This is a genomic window from Streptomyces sp. WAC04114 (assembly GCF_019733245.1).
In the GTDB taxonomy this organism is placed as follows: Bacteria; Actinomycetota; Actinomycetes; order Streptomycetales; family Streptomycetaceae; genus Streptomyces; species Streptomyces massasporeus_A.
This window is the reverse complement of the sequence record NZ_JAIGQA010000182.1, coordinates 1-15,815: the sequence shown is the minus strand read 5'-3', so window position 1 is coordinate 15,815 and position 15,815 is coordinate 1. Positions and strand designations below refer to the sequence as shown.

15 protein-coding genes are annotated in these 15,815 nt (G+C 72.0%); 4 read left to right on the top strand and 11 right to left on the bottom strand.

Annotation, left to right across the window (positions count from 1 at the left end):
- Nucleotides 1-735, top strand: a 735-nt coding sequence (locus K4G64_RS32485; RefSeq protein ID WP_221759513.1) for a cyclopropane-fatty-acyl-phospholipid synthase family protein, incomplete at its 5' end; no start/stop codon positions are given.
- 6 nt (nt 736-741) lie between these two features.
- Here the strand turns inward: K4G64_RS32485 and K4G64_RS32480 are convergent.
- Nucleotides 742-2,037 carry a nitrate/nitrite transporter gene (locus tag K4G64_RS32480; protein ID WP_221759512.1) on the bottom strand — a complete coding sequence of 432 codons (1,296 nt, stop codon included), beginning with the start codon at nt 2,035-2,037 and terminating at the stop codon, nt 742-744.
- Nucleotides 2,034-2,684, bottom strand: a complete 651-nt coding sequence (locus K4G64_RS32475; RefSeq protein ID WP_221759511.1) for a GntR family transcriptional regulator — start codon at nt 2,682-2,684, stop codon at nt 2,034-2,036. The genes K4G64_RS32480 and K4G64_RS32475 overlap by 4 nt, the downstream gene beginning before the upstream one ends.
- Nucleotides 2,685-2,892: 208 nt before the next feature.
- On the opposite strand from K4G64_RS32475, the gene K4G64_RS32470 reads away from it, so the two are divergent.
- On the top strand, nt 2,893-3,792 hold the full coding sequence (locus K4G64_RS32470; protein ID WP_221759510.1) for a D-alanyl-D-alanine carboxypeptidase family protein: 900 nt from the start codon (nt 2,893-2,895) through the stop codon (nt 3,790-3,792).
- Here the strand turns inward: K4G64_RS32470 and K4G64_RS32465 are convergent.
- The 5 genes from K4G64_RS32465 to K4G64_RS32445 all read right to left on the bottom strand — a co-directional run bounded on the left by K4G64_RS32465 (nt 3,782) and on the right by K4G64_RS32445 (nt 9,846).
- On the bottom strand, nt 3,782-4,075 hold the full coding sequence (locus K4G64_RS32465) for a hypothetical protein (protein WP_221759509.1): 294 nt from the start codon (nt 4,073-4,075) through the stop codon (nt 3,782-3,784). The two genes, K4G64_RS32470 and K4G64_RS32465, sit on opposite strands and share 11 nt — an antisense overlap.
- A gap of 150 nt (nt 4,076-4,225) precedes the next feature.
- Nucleotides 4,226-5,677 carry a dihydrolipoamide acetyltransferase family protein gene (locus tag K4G64_RS32460; protein WP_221759508.1) on the bottom strand — a complete coding sequence of 484 codons (1,452 nt, stop codon included), beginning with the start codon at nt 5,675-5,677 and terminating at the stop codon, nt 4,226-4,228.
- 10 nt (nt 5,678-5,687) lie between these two features.
- A complete protein-coding gene (locus K4G64_RS32455; protein ID WP_221759507.1) occupies nt 5,688-6,665 on the bottom strand; it encodes an alpha-ketoacid dehydrogenase subunit beta in 978 nt (325 codons plus the stop codon).
- A 1-nt stretch (nt 6,666) separates the two neighbouring features.
- Nucleotides 6,667-7,857, bottom strand: a complete 1,191-nt coding sequence (gene pdhA, locus K4G64_RS32450; RefSeq protein ID WP_221759506.1) for a pyruvate dehydrogenase (acetyl-transferring) E1 component subunit alpha — start codon at nt 7,855-7,857, stop codon at nt 6,667-6,669.
- A 399-nt stretch (nt 7,858-8,256) separates the two neighbouring features.
- Complete coding sequence (locus K4G64_RS32445; protein ID WP_221759505.1) at nt 8,257-9,846, bottom strand: protein kinase; 1,590 nt, start codon at nt 9,844-9,846, stop codon at nt 8,257-8,259.
- A 347-nt stretch (nt 9,847-10,193) separates the two neighbouring features.
- On the opposite strand from K4G64_RS32445, the gene K4G64_RS32440 reads away from it, so the two are divergent.
- A complete protein-coding gene (locus K4G64_RS32440) occupies nt 10,194-11,840 on the top strand; it encodes a protein kinase (RefSeq protein WP_221759504.1) in 1,647 nt (548 codons plus the stop codon).
- 70 nt (nt 11,841-11,910) lie between these two features.
- On the opposite strand, the gene K4G64_RS32435 is transcribed toward K4G64_RS32440, so the two are convergent.
- The 3 genes from K4G64_RS32435 to K4G64_RS40700 all read right to left on the bottom strand — a co-directional run bounded on the left by K4G64_RS32435 (nt 11,911) and on the right by K4G64_RS40700 (nt 13,728).
- Nucleotides 11,911-12,453, bottom strand: coding sequence for a bacterial proteasome activator family protein (locus K4G64_RS32435; RefSeq protein WP_221759503.1), 543 nt, complete (start codon nt 12,451-12,453; stop codon nt 11,911-11,913).
- 85 nt (nt 12,454-12,538) lie between these two features.
- A complete protein-coding gene (locus K4G64_RS32430; protein ID WP_221759502.1) occupies nt 12,539-13,108 on the bottom strand; it encodes a PadR family transcriptional regulator in 570 nt (189 codons plus the stop codon).
- A 215-nt stretch (nt 13,109-13,323) separates the two neighbouring features.
- Nucleotides 13,324-13,728, bottom strand: a complete 405-nt coding sequence (locus K4G64_RS40700) for a hypothetical protein (RefSeq protein ID WP_260461282.1) — start codon at nt 13,726-13,728, stop codon at nt 13,324-13,326.
- Here K4G64_RS40700 and K4G64_RS40695 point away from each other — a divergent pair.
- Nucleotides 13,706-13,921 (top strand): hypothetical protein, encoded by a 216-nt coding sequence (locus tag K4G64_RS40695; RefSeq protein WP_260461281.1) that lies wholly within the window; start codon nt 13,706-13,708, stop codon nt 13,919-13,921. The genes K4G64_RS40700 and K4G64_RS40695 overlap by 23 nt on opposite strands.
- 726 nt (nt 13,922-14,647) lie before the next feature.
- Here K4G64_RS40695 and K4G64_RS32420 read toward each other — a convergent pair.
- The gene (locus tag K4G64_RS32420; protein ID WP_221759500.1) at nt 14,648-15,637 is read right to left on the bottom strand and encodes an NAD(P)H-quinone oxidoreductase; all 990 of its coding nucleotides are present in this window, start codon (nt 15,635-15,637) and stop codon (nt 14,648-14,650) included.
- Nucleotides 15,638-15,815 lie beyond the last annotated feature (178 nt).

Here is a 15,815-nt window from a genome sequence, read left to right as displayed (position 1 = left end):
ACCCCACCCCACCGCACCCGCCTCACCTTCCACGGCCCGCTCTCCGAAACCCGCGCGGACGCCCTCGTCCAACGCCTCACCCGCCACCACCCCACCACGGTCCTGGACATCGGCTGCGGCTCGGGCGAACTGATGCTCCGTGTCCTGGCCACCACGCCGGAGGCGACCGGCACGGGCATCGACCTGGACACCGACGACCTGGCCCGGGGACGCGAGGCCGCCGCTGACCGCGGACTTGCGTCCCGGGCCCGATTCCTGGAGGAGTCCGCCACCGGAACCACCCACGGCCCTGCCGACCTCGTGCTGTGCGTGGGGTCGAGCCAGGCCCTCGGCGACCGGCTCCCCGAGGCCCTGGCCGAGCTCCGCCGCCTGGTCAACGACCACGGCCGCGTCCTGCTGGGCGAGGGCTTCTGGGAGCGCACCCCGACCCCCGACGAGCTGTCCCGCATGTGGCCGGACGCCGCCGCGACGGACCACCCCGCCCTCGCGACGCTCATGGGGATGACCGTCGACGCGGGGTTCCGGCCCGAGTGGACGGAGACCGCGAGCCTCGACGAGTGGGAGGCGTTCGAGTCGGGCTACCTCGCGGACACCGAGCTGTGGCTCGCCGAGCACCCCCGTCACCCCCTGGCGGCGGAGACACGGCAGCGCGTCGACCGGCACCGCGCCCGGTGGCTCAGCTACCGCGGCATCCTCGGCCTCGCGTACCTCACCCTCGTACCGACGACCGCCTGACGGACGTCACGCGGGCACGTGCACCGTCTCCACCCGGCTGGCCACCAGCCGCTCCCGTTCCCGACGTGCCGCCTGCCCGCGGAGCCGCAGGATCTGGGAGACGCCGACCGCCTGCAGGACGAACACCACCGAGAAGGCGAGGGAGTAGTCGTCGCCGGTGGCGTCCAGGAGCACACCGATCGCGAACAGCGTGGTCATGGAGGCGACGAAGCCGCCCATGTTGGTGATGCCGGAGGCGGTGCCCTGCCGTTCGGGCGGGTTGGCCGGGCGGGCGAAGTCGAAGCCGATCATCGAGGCGGGTCCGCAGGCCCCGAGCACCGTGCACAGCACGATCAGCAGCCACATCGGGGCGTGCGGGCCCGGGTAGGCGAGCGTCGCCGCCCACAGGGCGGCTGTCGTGCCGACCGTGCCGAGCGCGAGCGGCAGTCGCGCGCCGTGGTGCCGGGCGACGACCTGGCCGTAGACCAGGCCGACCACCATGTTCGACAGGACGACGAGGGTGAGGAGTTCACCGGCCGCCGCCCGGGACAGCCCCTGTGCCTCAACGAGGAACGGCAGGCCCCACAGCAGCAGGAACACCATCGCCGGGAACTGGGTGGTGAAGTGCACCCAGAGGCCGAGCCGGGTCCCGGGCTCCCGCCAGGAGGCGGCGATCTGTCGTCGTACGTAGGCCGTGCCCTGGTGCGGGAGGGGCTCGGGCTCGTGGCCCTCCGGGTGGTCCTTGAGGAACAGCAGCACCAGGACGAGCACCACGGCACCGGCCGCCGCGCTGCCGGCGAACGCCGCCGTCCAGCCGATGCCGTGCAGCAGCCGGGCCAGGACGAGCGTGGAGACCAGGTTGCCCGCCATGCCGATCAGTCCCGCGAACTGGGCGACCAGCGGCCCGCGGCGGGCCGGGAACCAGCGGCTGCCCAGGCGCAGCACGCTGATGAACGTCAGCGCGTCACCGCAGCCCAGCAGCGCCCGGGAGGCGAGCGCCATGCCGTAGGAGGGGGAGAAGGCGAAGCCCAGCTGTCCGGCGGTGAACAGGACCGCGCCGAGCGTCAGCACCTTCTTGGTGCCGAGCCGGTCGACCAGCAGGCCGACAGGGATCTGCATGCCCGCGTAGACCAGCAGCTGGAGGATGGAGAAGGTGGAGAGGGCGGAGGCGTTGACGTGGAAGCGGTCGGCGGCGTCGAGGCCGGCCACGCCCAGGGACGTGCGGAAGATGACCGCGACGAAGTAGACCGAGACGCCCGTGCCCCAGACGGCCAGGGCGCGGCGGCCGCCGGGCGGGTCGCCGGGTATCGCGACGGCGCTCATCGGACCTCTCCCCGTGCCAGGTGGGAGAACCAGCCGATGTGCCGGTGGACGAGGCCGACGGCCGTCTCCGCGTCGCCGGAGCGCAGCGCTTCGAGGATCTCCTCGTGCTCGGCGAGGGTCTTGGCGATGCGGTCCGGGTGGGAGTGCATGACGGCGACGCCCATCCGCAACTGGCGGTCGCGCAGCTGGTCGTAGAGGCGGGAGAGGATCTCGTTGCCGCCGCTGCGGACGATCTCGGCGTGGAAGCAGCGGTCGGTGACGGCGGCCCCGGCGAGGTCCCCGGCGGCAGCCTGCTTCTTCTGCCGGGCCAGCAGCTCCTCCAGGCGCTCGATGAGCCCGGCGGGCGCGGGTACGGCCTTGCGCGCCGCGTGCTCCTCGACGAGCAGCCGGGTCTCGACGACGTCGGCGATCTCCTGCGCGGAGACGGGCAGGACGAGGGCGCCCTTCTTCGGGTAGAGCCGGATCAGCCCCTCGGCCTCCAGCCGGAGCAACGCCTCGCGGACCGGTGTGCGGGAGACGCCCACGGCTTCGGCGAGCTCGCCCTCGGTGAGGAGGGTGCCGCCCTCGTAGCGGCGCTCCAGGACGCCCTGTTTGACATAGGCGTAGACACGGTCGGCGGCGGGCGGTTGCTTCACGGCCAAGGTCATGCGGACAGCATAGATACAACAGGTACGCATGAAGGGATACGTCCAGTATGCGGACTTGTATGTCACACATCTGTGGCAAAGCGGGGGTCCGGCTCGGCAACAGCACAACCACGTGTGCTAGTTACGAGTCAGACACGTGCGGCCCCTTTCCCCTCGTCCTCAACTCGGCCGCATCGTTGGGGCATTCGACGCAATCGGGGTACTTCACTTGATAACCGGCATTAAGGGCACTCGTCTCCGCAGAGCCGCGGCCGTCGCCGTGACCACCGGCGCCATGCTCGCGACCGGTGCCCTCACCGTCGCGCCGGCGCAGGCCGCCTCGGCGCCCTCCATCGCTGCCAAGGGCGGCTACGCGATGAACAACGCGACCGGCAAGTCGCTCTACACCAAGGCGGCCGACACCCGTCGCTCGACCGGCTCGACCACCAAGATCATGACCGCCCTGGTGGTGCTGAAGCAGTCGAATCTGAACATGGACAGCAAGGTCACGATCCAGAAGGCGTACAGCGACTACATCGTCGACAACAACTACGCGTCCAACGCGAAGCTGATCGTCGGCGACAAGGTCACCGTCCGCCAGCTGCTCTACGGGCTGATGCTGCCGTCCGGCTGCGACGCCGCGTACGCCCTCGCCGACAAGTTCGGCTCGGGCTCGACGCGTGCGGCGCGCGTGAAGTCGTTCATCGGCAAGATGAACACCACCGCCAAGAACCTGGGTCTGAAGAACACCCACTTCGACTCGTTCGACGGCATCGGCCACGGCGCCAACTACTCCACGCCGCGCGACCTGACGAAGCTCGCCAGCGCGGCGATGAAGAACTCCACGTTCCGCACGGTCGTCAAGACGAAGAAGTACACGGCGAAGACGACCACCAAGTCCGGTGGCACGCGGACGATGGCTCCGTGGGAGAACACCAACCCGCTGCTCGGCAGCTACAGCGGCGCGATCGGCGTGAAGACCGGCTCCGGCCCGGAGGCCAAGTACTGCCTGGTCTTCGCCGCCACCCGCAGTGGCAAGACGGTCATCGGCACGGTCCTCGCCTCGACCGGCCTGGACGCCCGCAAGTCGGACGCCACGAAGCTGCTCAACTACGGCTTCAGCAGGTAGGACGCGAGCAGGACGACCAAGGGGGCTCCGCCGCGGTGTGCGGCGGAGCCCCCTTCGTCATGTCGGGGATCACGACCTCCTGCTCCGGGAGGAGCCGCCCCGGGCGCCGCGCGGGTCGGAACCGGCCCGGATCCGCACGGTCGCCGGACGCCGGATCGGACTCGGCCCCGCTCCCGGCGAGGTCGTGCCATCCAACGACGTCACCCCGGCGCAGCGCGTCGGCCTCGTAGGGGAACCGGCGCACCAGGTTGACGAAGACGGTCTCCACGTCGCCCATCCGCACGGCGACGCCCCTTGAAGGAGTGCCAGGGACGGGGCGGGTGTACCCGGGAGGGTTCGAGGAGACTTCTGTGCGCCTCGGCTACCGCCGGTTCATCCCGGGCGGACGCCGGCGGCCCCCCGCCCCGAGGGGCAGGGGGCCGCCGCAGTCGGCTCACGCCCAGGTGATCAGGCGCTTCGGCTGCTCCAGGATCGCCGCCACGTCGGCCAGCACCTTCGAGCCCAGCTCGCCGTCGACCAGGCGGTGGTCGAACGACAGGGCCAGGGTGGTGACCTGACGGGGCTTCACCTTGCCCTTGTGGACCCACGGTTGCGGCTTGATCGCGCCGACCGCGAGGATCGCGGACTCGCCGGGGTTGAGGATCGGCGTGCCCGTGTCGACGCCGAAGACGCCGACGTTGGTGATCGTCACCGTGCCGCCCTGCATCGCCGCCGGGGACGTCTTGCCGTCCCTGGCCGTCGAGACCAGCTCGCCCAGCGACTCGGCCAGCTGCGGCAGCGTCTTGGCGTGCGCGTCCTTGATGTTCGGCACGATCAGACCGCGCGGGGTCGCGGCCGCGATGCCCAGGTTCACGTAGTGCTTGACCACGATCTCCTGGGCGGCCTCGTCCCAGGACGCGTTGACATCCGGGTTGCGGCGGATCGCGACCAGCAGCGCCTTGGCGATCAGCAGCAGCGGGTTCACGCGCAGGCCCGCGAACTCCTTGTCCGCCTTCAGCTCCTCGACCAGCTTCATCGTGCGCGTGACGTCGACCGTCACGAACTCGGTGACATGCGGCGCGGTGAACGCCGAGCCGACCATCGCCGCCGCCGTCGCCTTGCGGACACCCTTGACCGGGATGCGGGTCTCGCGCGCGGTGTCGTACGACGCCGGGGCCGGGGCCGCCGCCGGGGCGGAGGCGACCGACGGCTCGGGGGCCGCGGGGACGGCGGCGGCGACCGCCGCGTGCACGTCCTCACGGGTGATGATGCCGTCCGGGCCGGTCGGGACGACCGTCGTCAGGTCGACGCCCAGGTCCTTGGCCAGCTTGCGGACGGGGGGCTTGGCTAGCGGGCGGTCCGGCCCGGCCGGGGCGGACCGGGCCGCGGCGGGGGCCGGCTCCGGGGCCGTCTGCGCGTGGCCGTTCAGCTCCGTCTGGATCGCCGTCGAGGCCTGCTGGACCGGGACCTCCGGGCCCTTGCGGGGGCGGCGGCGGGTGGACGAGGTCGCCACCCCGTAGCCCACCAGGACCGGCTGGCGGCCCGAGCCCGCGGCCTTCGCCTCCTCGGCGGGTGCTGCCTGTGCGGCCGCCGCGGGCTGGGCGGCGGCGGGCTGCTCGGCGGCGGGCTCGGGCGCGGCACTGCCGCCGCCCACGTCCACCGAGATGATCGCCGTGCCCACGTCGACCGTGGTGCCCTCCGGGAAGTGCAGGTCCCGGACCACGCCGTCGTAGGGGATGGGCAGCTCCACGGCCGCCTTCGCCGTCTCGACCTCGCAGACCACCTGGCCGTCGGTGACCGTGTCACCCGGCTGGACGTACCACTTGAGGATCTCGGCCTCGGTGAGTCCCTCGCCCACGTCGGGCATCTTGAACTCGCGCACGGACGCTTCCGTCATCGTCGTCACGACCCTCTCCTCAGTACGCCAGCGAGCGGTCGACGGCGTCCAGCACCCGGTCCAGGTTCGGCAGGTACTCCTCCTCCAGGCGGGCCGGCGGGTACGGCGCGTGGTAGCCGCCGACCCGGAGCACCGGGGCCTCGAGGTGGTAGAAGCTGCGCTCCGTGATCCGCGCGGCGATCTCCGCGCCCGACCCGAAGAACACCGGGGCCTCGTGGACGACGACCAGACGGCGCGTCTTCTCCACCGAGGCCTGGATCGAGTCGAAGTCGATCGGGGAGACCGAGCGCAGGTCCAGGACCTCCAGGTTCTTGCCCTCCTCGGTGGCCGCGTCGGCCACCTCCTGGCAGAGCTTCACCATCGGGCCGTAGGCGGCCAGGGTCAGGTCGGTGCCCTCGCGGACCACCTGGGCCTTGTGCAGCGGGCCCGGGATCGCCTCCGCGTTGACCTCGCCCTTGTCCCAGTAGCGGCGCTTGGGCTCGAAGAAGATCACCGGGTCGTCGCTCTGGATGGCCTGCTGCATCATCCAGTACGCGTCCGACGCGTTCGACGGGCTGACCACCTTCAGGCCCGCCACGTGCGCGAAGAGCGACTCGGGGGACTCCGAGTGGTGCTCCACCGCACCGATGCCGCCGCCGTAGGGGATGCGCACGACGACGGGGAGCTTGACCTTGCCCAGCGAGCGGGCGTGCATCTTCGCGAGCTGCGTGACGATCTGGTCGTACGCCGGGAAGACGAAGCCGTCGAACTGGATCTCCACCACCGGGCGGTAGCCGCGCAGGGCCAGGCCGATCGCCGTGCCGACGATGCCCGACTCGGCGAGCGGGGTGTCGATGACGCGGCTCTCGCCGAAGTCCTTCTGCAGGCCGTCCGTCACCCGGAAGACGCCGCCGAGCTTGCCGACGTCCTCGCCCATGATCAGGACCTTGGGGTCGGACTCCAGGGCGCGGCGCAGCGACTCGTTGATTGCCTTGGCCAGTGCCATCTTGTCGGCCATCTCAGTTACCCCCCTCATCGGCGAACGACGCCTGGTACGCGGCGAACTGGGCGCGCTCCTCGTCGACGAGCGCGTGCCCGTCGGCGTAGGCGTTCTCGAAGATCGCGAAGTGGTCCGGGTCCGGCATGGCACGGACCGCCTCGCGCACTCGTTTGCCCAACGCCTCGGACTCGGCCTCCAGTTCCTGGAAGAATCCCTCGTCCGCGTGGTTTGACGCCTCCAGGTACCGGCGCAGGCGCAGGATCGGGTCCTTGGCCTCCCAGGCCTGGCGCTCCTCGTCGCCCCGGTAGCGGGTCGGGTCGTCGGAGGTGGTGTGGGCGCCCATGCGGTAGGTGAACGCCTCGACGAGGGTCGGGCCCTCGCCGCCGCGGGCCCGCTCCAGGGCCCACCGGGTGACCGCGAGGACGCCGAGCACGTCGTTGCCGTCGACCCGGACGCCCGGGAAGCCGAAGCCCTGGGCGCGCTGGTAGATCGGCACGCGGGACTGCTTCTCGGTCGGCTCGGAGATGGCCCACTGGTTGTTCTGGCAGAAGAACACGACCGGGGCGTTGTACACCGCGGAGAAGGTGAAGGACTCGGCCACGTCGCCCTGGCTGGAGGCGCCGTCACCGAAGTAGGCGATCACCGCGCTGTCGGCGCCGTCCTTGGCGACGCCCATCGCGTAGCCGGTGGCGTGCAGCGTCTGGGAGCCGATGACGATCGTGTACAGCTGGAAGTTGTTGCTGTTGGGGTCCCAGCCGCCGTTGTTCACACCGCGGAACATCCCGAGCAGGTTGGCCGGGTCGACGCCGCGGCACCAGGCCACGCCGTGCTCGCGGTAGGTCGGGAAGACGTAGTCGTCCTCCCGGGTGGCCCGGCCGGACCCGATCTGGGCCGCCTCCTGGCCGAGCAGCGACGCCCACAGGCCCAGCTCGCCCTGGCGCTGCAGGGAGGTGGCCTCGGCGTCGAAGCGACGGGTGAGCACCATGTCGCGGTAGAGGCCGCGGAGCTCTTCGGGGGTGATGCCGGCGACGTACTTGTCGTACTCGGCGTTCTTGACGCGCTTGCCCTCGGGCGTCAGCAGCTGCACGAGCTGGGGCTCGGCGCCGGCGTCCTTCTTGGCGGTCGTGCGGGTGCGCTTGGTGCCGGTGGTGCCGGCCTTGCTTCCGGCGCTGCGTCGCGGTGTGCGCGCGGCAGTGCTCTCCACGGTCACGTGTGCTCCTCCGTCGGTCCGGCCCCCGGGGTTGCCGGCAGGCCAGTGCGGCTCACCTGTTCTCGGCCCACGGGACACGGGGTGGGTGCCACTCGGCCGGGAACAGGCGTGACAGGTGCCCCGGCGAGCGCCCTGCAGAAAGCACGTTACCCAGTGCGCCACATTTCTGTGAAACCCCTTCTGACCTGCGATTTTGCTTGGATATCCAAGTAAATCGGGAAGGCGGTGAAGGGTCCCAGGTCACAGCCTTGCAGGAGGCCGGAGCAACCGCACGTTAACCCGGTGACCCAGGTCACGGGAAGAGTCCACTTGTGGGCGCGGCGAAACGTGACACGCGCGGAGGCCCGTCTCCGGGTCCCCGCGCGTGTGGATGGTTCCTTTTGTCCGCTGCCGGCCGGGTCAGCCGCCGTCTTCGCCTCCGGGGCCGCCGACGACGCCGGTGGTGGTACCCGCGTCAGTGCCGCCCGCGTCGCCTGTCGGCGTACCCGGGTCCGTGGGCTCCTCCGTCGGCTCCTCGGTCGGCGCCTCGGTCGTCGGCTCGTTCGACGGCTCGCCCGTGGGTGACTGGGGAGCGCTCTGCGACGGCGTGTAGGACGGCTTGTAGGACGGCGTCCAGTTGCCGTTGCCGGAGCCGGTCCCGGTGCCGTCGTCCGTGGACGTGCCGGTCGGCTCGCCGGTGTCGTCGTCGCTCGGCGTCTCGCTGGGCGTCTTCTTCTCGGTCGTCTGCGAGGTGGTCGGCGACTGCTTCTTGCTCGGGTCGTCCTTGCCGCCGCCGGTGTTCTGCAGGGCCAGCGCCACGCCCGCGGCGACGGCGATCACCGCGAGCACGGCCAGGATCCACAGCTTGCCGCGGCCGCTGCCCTTGTTGCCGTGGCCCTCGAAGCCGCCGTCGTCGCCGTTGCCGTAGCCGCCGGGCAGGATCGGCGAGGGGATCTGCGTGGTGCCGGAGGCGTCCCCGGGGTGGCCCATCACGGCCGTCCCGGCCAAGCCGCCCGACGGGGTGTGCCGGCCGTCGTGCACGTCGACCGGGCCGGTGTTCCAGGTGCCGGTGTGGCCGCCCTGGTCGTAGAGCATCTGGAGCCCGTACTGGACCAGCCCGCGCATCTCCTCGGCCGTCTGGAAGCGGTCGTCGGGCTCCTTGGCGAGGGAGCGCATGACCAGGCCGTCCAGCTCCGGCGGGCAGGCGTCGGACGCCTCGGACGGGGGCGTCGGGATGTCCTGGACGTGCTGGTAGACCACCGACAGCGGGGTCTCGCCGGTGAACGGCGGGCGCAGCGCGAGGAGTTCGTAGAGCAGGCAGCCCGTGGCGTACAGGTCGGAGCGGTGGTCGACGGCCTTGCCGAGCGCCTGCTCGGGGGAGAGGTACTGCGGGGTGCCCATGACCATGCCGGTCTGCGTCATCGTGGTGGACGCGCCGTGCAGGGCGCGGGCGATGCCGAAGTCCATCACCTTCACGGCGCCGTTGTGCGTGATGATGACGTTGGCGGGCTTGATGTCGCGGTGCACGATGCCGTGCTGGTGCGAGTAGGCGAGCGCCTCCAGGACGCCCGAGACGATGATCAGCGCCTGCTCGGGGCCGGGGGCCTCCGCGTTCAGCAGCAGGTCGCGGATGGTGCGGCCCTCGACGATCTCCATGACGATGTACGGCACGGACTGGCCGCCGACGAAGTCCTCGCCGGAGTCGTACACGGCGACGATCGCGTGGTGGTTGAGGCCGGCCACCGACTGGGCCTCGCGCGTGAAGCGCGCCTTGGACACCGGGTCCTCGGCGAGGTCGGAGCGGAGCAGCTTGACCGCGACGGTGCGTCCGAGACGGACGTCCTCGGCTGCGAACACCTCGGCCATGCCGCCCCGGCCGAGTCTGCGGGTCAGCCGGTACCGGCCGTCCCCGACCAACCCGCCGTTCCCCCAGAGCTCCGGCGCGTCCGACATGCCGCCGCCAGACGCCTCGGGGTCGGACGGGCCCTGAGCGGCCTGCTGCTGTGCCATCAGTCCTCGCCGTCGTTTCTGCCCGCGGTGCGCGCGGTGTTGTTACGGTCTCCGTCGGCCACGCTACAGCCTCCGCGCAAGCCTCCGGTCCGAGAAGGGGCACCGGAACCGGCACGAGACGGACCGGCCATGAAACCTTCACTCCTTACTGTCGTGCAAATTCCGTGCGCCGGCCGTAGGCCCCCTGTAACGCTTGCGCGACGCTTCTTTCGCGTACGGTCACGGAACGGGCACCGAGCTTGACGTGTCAGTGCCCTGGGGCAGACTTGGCCGGGAATGGCGGTTTGGATCAACGACGGATCAGCGGCAGTCGGCGGCGCCTGCAGGGGCTACGGGGGACAGGGAACATGAGCCAGGACGGCGCACAGGGCCAGTACACGGGGCGGGCGCTCGCCAGTGGGCGCTATCAGTTGCGCGATCTCCTCGGCCAGGGCGGCATGGCCTCGGTGCACCTCGCGTACGACAGCGTGCTCGACCGGCAGGTCGCCATCAAGACACTTCACACGGATCTCGGACGGGAACAGGCCTTCCGCGAGCGGTTCCGCCGCGAGGCCCAGTCCGTGGCCAAGCTCACTCACACGAACATCGTGTCGGTCTTCGACACCGGCGAGGACACCCTCGACGGCATGACGACGCCGTACATCGTCATGGAGTACGTCGAGGGCCGCCCGCTCGGCTCGGTCCTCGACGAGGACGTGCGGCAGCAGGGCGCGATGCCCGCCGACAAGGCGCTGAAGATCACGGCGGACGTGCTGGCCGCGCTGGAGATCAGTCACGAGATGGGCCTGGTCCACCGCGACATCAAGCCCGGCAACGTGATGATGACCAAGCGCGCCGTGGTCAAGGTCATGGACTTCGGCATCGCCCGGGCCATGCAGTCCGGTGTGACGTCGATGACGCAGACCGGCATGGTCGTCGGCACCCCGCAGTACCTCTCGCCGGAGCAGGCCCTCGGCCGCGGTGTGGACGCCCGCTCCGACCTGTACTCGGTCGGCATCATGCTGTTCCAACTGGTCACCGGACGGCTGCCGTTCGAGGCGGACTCGCCGCTGGCCATCGCATACGCGCACGTGCAGGAGGAGCCGCCGGTTCCGTCCTCGATCAACCGCTCGCTGCCCCCGGCGGTGGACGCGCTGATCGCCCGGGCGCTGAAGAAGAACCCGAACGAGCGTTTCCCCAGCGCCGAGGCCATGCGCGACGAATGCCTGCGGGTGGCGGCGTCCTTCAACGCCGCGCCGCCGAGCATCGTGCCGGGCACCCAGGCCCCGAGCGGCGCGGGCGTCGGCTCGGCCGTGTTCCCGCCGGTCGACCAGGCGACCCCGACGCCCTCGGGCCAGGTCCAGACGCCGTACCAGCCGACCCCGCCCCCGAACCCGTACGGCACGCCCGCCCCGACGGGGCCGTCCCCGGCGTACGGCTATCCGCAGCAGGGCGGCTACCAGACGCCGTCCCCGGCGGCGTACTCCCCGCAGCCCGGGCCGTCGACGCCGCCGCCGTACAACCTGACGCCCCCGACCGCGGTGGCCTCCTCCGGCGGCGGCAGGAACAACAAGCCGGTGATCATCGGCTCGATCATCGTCTCGGTCGTCGCCGTCGGCGGCCTCGTCACGGCGCTGCTGCTGAACGGCGGCGGCGAGGACGACAAGGGCGGCGGCGGCAGCAGCGCGAGTGCGTCGGCCTCGGCGGAGAAGAAGCCCGGCTACCGCGGGCCGGACACCACGAAGACGATCGACACCGAGGAGTGCACGGAGCCGCGGGAGTCGTACAACGACCCCGACAAGATCCAGATCCCGGACTTCAAGTTCAAGAACATCAAGTCGGTCAAGGCCTGTCTCCAGGCGGCCGGCTGGGAACTGAACGAGAAGAAGGTCGACGAGAACACCTACGGAGACGGCACGGTCATGAACCAGTTCCCGTCCGCCGACACCGACGTCGACCCGGAGGACATGCCCGAGCTCGAGCTCAGCGTCTCGACGGGCAACCCGCCCTCCTGACGCCCCCGGACGCACAGGGGCCCGGCAGCTTTGGCTGCCGGGCCCCTCGTTCTGTGCGGCCTGCGGACGTCTACAGGTAGGGGCCGCCCGACCGGCCGCCCGGGTGCTGCTGCTCGTCGAGGCCGTCGCCGACCCCCGGCGGGAGGGCGCGGCGCATCTGCTCCAGCTGGGCGCGGGCCGCCATCTGCTGGGCGAACAGCGTCGTCTGGATCCCGTGGAAGAGCCCCTCCAGCCACCCGACCAGCTGGGCCTGCGCGATGCGCAGCTCCGAGTCGCTGGGGGTCACCTCGTCCGTGAAGGGCAGGGAGAGCCGCTCCAGCTCCTCGACCAGCTCCGGCGCCAGGCCGTCCTCCAGCTCCTTCACCGAGCTGGCGTGGATGTCCTTGAGCCGCACCCGGCTGGCCTCGTCCAGGGGAGCGGCGCGCACTTCCTCCAGCAGCTGCTTGATCATGCTGCCGATCCGCATGACCTTCGCGGGCTGCTCCACCTGTTCCGTGACCGGGGTCTCGCGGGAGTCCTCGTCCTCGCTGCCGCCACCGAGCGCCATGCCGTCCTGGCCCACGACCAGGATCTGCGGGTTCTCCGGCGACCTTTCGTTCCTCGGCATCTCCATGCCGCCATTCTCTCGCACGCCTGCACCTCACCTCCGTGGTGCCCCCCGGGGACGTTGATCCACCACGCCGGAGGAGACGAGTCGGTCAGGCTTCGGGTTGCTCCCGCCCGGGCGGTTCCTCCTCCCGGGTGAAGCGGAGCAGGCGGGCCTCGCAGTGGTCCAGCCAGCGGACCTCGGCCTCGGCCTGGAAGACGAGCCGCTCCAGGACGAGCAGCCGGGCCATCTCCTCGGGGTGCTCCGGCGCGCGGGCCAGGGCCTCGGCACGCTGCCGCACATGGTCGTGCAGGGCCAGCGCCACGTGCCGCCGCTGTGCCTCGACGACCTCCCGTACGTCGACGCCGTCCGCGCCGAGCGCCATCACCAGCTTGATCGCCAACTCGTCGCGCGGCGGGTCGGCCCGTTCGACGGGGCGGTCGTACCAGGCGCGCAGTTCGGCCCGGCCGGCCTCGGTGAGCGCGTACAGCGTCCGTCCGGCCGCGTCGACGTCGTCCTGGGCGACCATGCCGTCCCGTTCCAGGCGGCCGAGCGTCGTGTAGACCTGCCCGATGTTCAGCGGCCAGGTGCCGCCGGTGCGGGTCTCGAAGTCGGTGCGCAGGCGGGAGCCGTAGCGGGGACCGGCCGCCAGGAGGGCCAGCAGCCCGTGACGTATCGACATAACCGGATTGTGCAGCGATTCCGCCCATCGGCCGAACTCGGAGTGCCGGGAGCCTGGGGTGGTGTGAGGCTGATTGCCTCGATATGACCGAACTTGCCGTACCTGCCCCCACCGGGCACGCGGCGGGAGGGGGTCACCCACGTGACTCCATGGCTACGCGCACTGCGGGCGGCGGGACTGGTGCTCGCCCTGGGGGCCGGCGCGGTCGTCTCACCCTATGGATCCGCCCCGTCCCACGCGGCTGTCCTCGCGTCCGACGAGGAGGGGGCGCAGGAGGAGGAAGCGGGGTCCGGGACCGGCGCCGTCCGGACGCCCAGGCCGGCCCCGCCGGCCGCTTCCCGCCCGGCGGCACCGCCGTCCCGGGCCGACCAGTCCCCCCGGGCCGCGCCCTCCTCCCGCTCGACTCCCTCCTCCTCCCGCTCGGGTCCCTCCTCCTCCCGCTCGGCTCCCTCGCCCCTGGCGGCCCCGTCGGCCCGGGCGGCTTCGTCGGCCCCGTCCGCGGTGGCGGCTCCTTCCTCCGCCGGTGAGCCCTCACGGGCCGGGAGCCGGGCCGGGGAGGGCCGGGTGCGGCCGGGACGGCCGGAGGACGCCGGGGAGATGCCGGGTGTCGCGGACGCCACGCCCGTCCCCGAAGAGCCGCGGGAGACCGCCCCCGAGCCCTCCGCCCCGGCAAAGCAGCCGGTCCGTGAGGCGGCGACGGCCGAGCGCCCCGTCGGCCAGGTCCTGCGCATCCTCCCCCTGGGCAGCGGACTCCTCCTGATCGGCCTGGGCCTGGGCCTGGCCTTCTTCGCGCTGCGGCTGCGGCGGGTCTAGGGGCGGGGTCGGGCGTTTGCGGTGGCGGTGGCGGTGGCGGGGAGGCTGCCGCCGCGAGGAACGTGCAGCCGGGGCAGGTCGGGCGCCTCGCGGTGCGCCGCGGTGGCGCGGCCAGCACCTGCCGCCGAGGCGGGTCGGGCGCTCAGCCGAGGACGGTGAGGTCATCACCGGCCAGGGCGGGCGCCTCGCGGGGCCGCCGGGCTGCCGCCGCGGGTCGTCTGCGGACTAGGCTGAGCGGCCGCTCAGCCGAGAATGGTGAGGTCATCACCGGGCAGGGCGGGCGCATCGCGTGGCGCCAGGCTGCCACCGCGAGCCACCTATCCGGCTACCGCCGGGGGTCGTCTGCGGACGAGCCAGGGCGGACGCTCAGCCGAAGACGGTGAGGTCATCGCCGGCCAGGGCGGGCGCCTCGCGGGGCCGCCGGGCTGCCGCCGCGAGCCGTCTGTCCGGCTGCCGCCGCGGCAGTTCGAGGGCTTTGCCAAGCGCGGGTGCGGCTGCCGCCCGCCATGAGCCGCCTCATGCGCCGGGCGGTGTCGCTTCCGCGGGCGGGGGGGTCAGCCCCCTGCAGCCGGGTGGTGATGTCGGTGCCGGGGGAGGCCCGCACGGGGCTGCGGACCCCGACGGATCGCAGTGAGCCCGGGAGCGGGGGCCTGCCTCGTCGCCGGATGCGGCCGGGCCCGGCCGCATCCCCGTGCGGAACGAGGTGCCGCGGGCCCGGCCAAAGGGTCAGGTGCTCTTCGGGGCGATCAGGAGGACCTTGCCGACGTGGCCGCTCTCCTCCACCACACGGTGCGCGGCGGCGGCCTCCGGCATCGGGAGTTCGCGGTCGACGACAGGACGCAGGTGGCCGCCGGTGAACAGCGGCCAGACGTGTTCGCGGACGGCGGCGACGATGGCCGCCTTCTCCTCCGGGGGCCGGGCGCGCAGGGACGTCGCGCTGATGGCGGCACGCTTGGCCAGCAGGGCGCCGATGTTCAGTTCGCCCTTCACGCCGCCCTGCATGCCGATGATCGCGAGCCGGCCGTTGACGGCCAGGGCCTTGACGTTGCGCTCCAGGTACTTGGCGCCCATGTTGTCGAGGATGACATCGGCACCGGCGCCGTCCGTCGCCTTCCTGACCTCCTCCACGAAGTCCTGCTCGCGGTAGTTGACCAGGATGTCGGCGCCCAGCTCGGCGCACCGCTCGAGCTTCTCCTTCGTACCGGCCGTCACCGCCACCCGCGCACCGACCGCCTTGGCCAGCTGGATGGCCATCGTGCCGATGCCGCTGGAGCCGCCGTGCACGAGGAGCGTCTCGCCGGGCCGCAGGTGGGCGATCATGAAGACGTTCGACCAGACGGTGCAGGTCACCTCGGGCAGCGCGGCGGCCTGCGTCAGGCCGACCCCGTCGGGCACGGGCAGCAGCTGCCCGGCCGGCACGGCCACCTTCTCGGCGTAACCGCCGCCGGAGAGCAGCGCGCAGACCTCGTCGCCGACGTTCCAGCCCGAGACGCCGGTGCCGAGCGCGGCGATCCGCCCGGAGCACTCCAGGCCGGGGTAGGGGGACGCGCCGGGCGGAGGTTCGTAGAAGCCCTGCCGCTGCAGGATGTCGGCCCGGTTGACGGCACTGGCCGCCACCTCGACCAGGACCTCGCCCTCGCCGGGCACGGGGTCCGGGACCTCGTCCCAGACCAGCGCCTCGGGCCCACCAGGTTCGGGAATCGTGATCGCATGCATGCAAGGGACCGTACCTCTCGGTCCCCGGACGGAGTCCCCTCCGTACCCGGTCCCCCCGTTATGTTCTTCGCGGTCCTGCAAGAGGGCCGCTGGCCTCCGGGCCCGGCATGACTGTTCCCCCCTGTCGAACCGATGACCTGGGGGGTGGTGTCACCGGGCCCGAGAGGCGCCGTTGGAG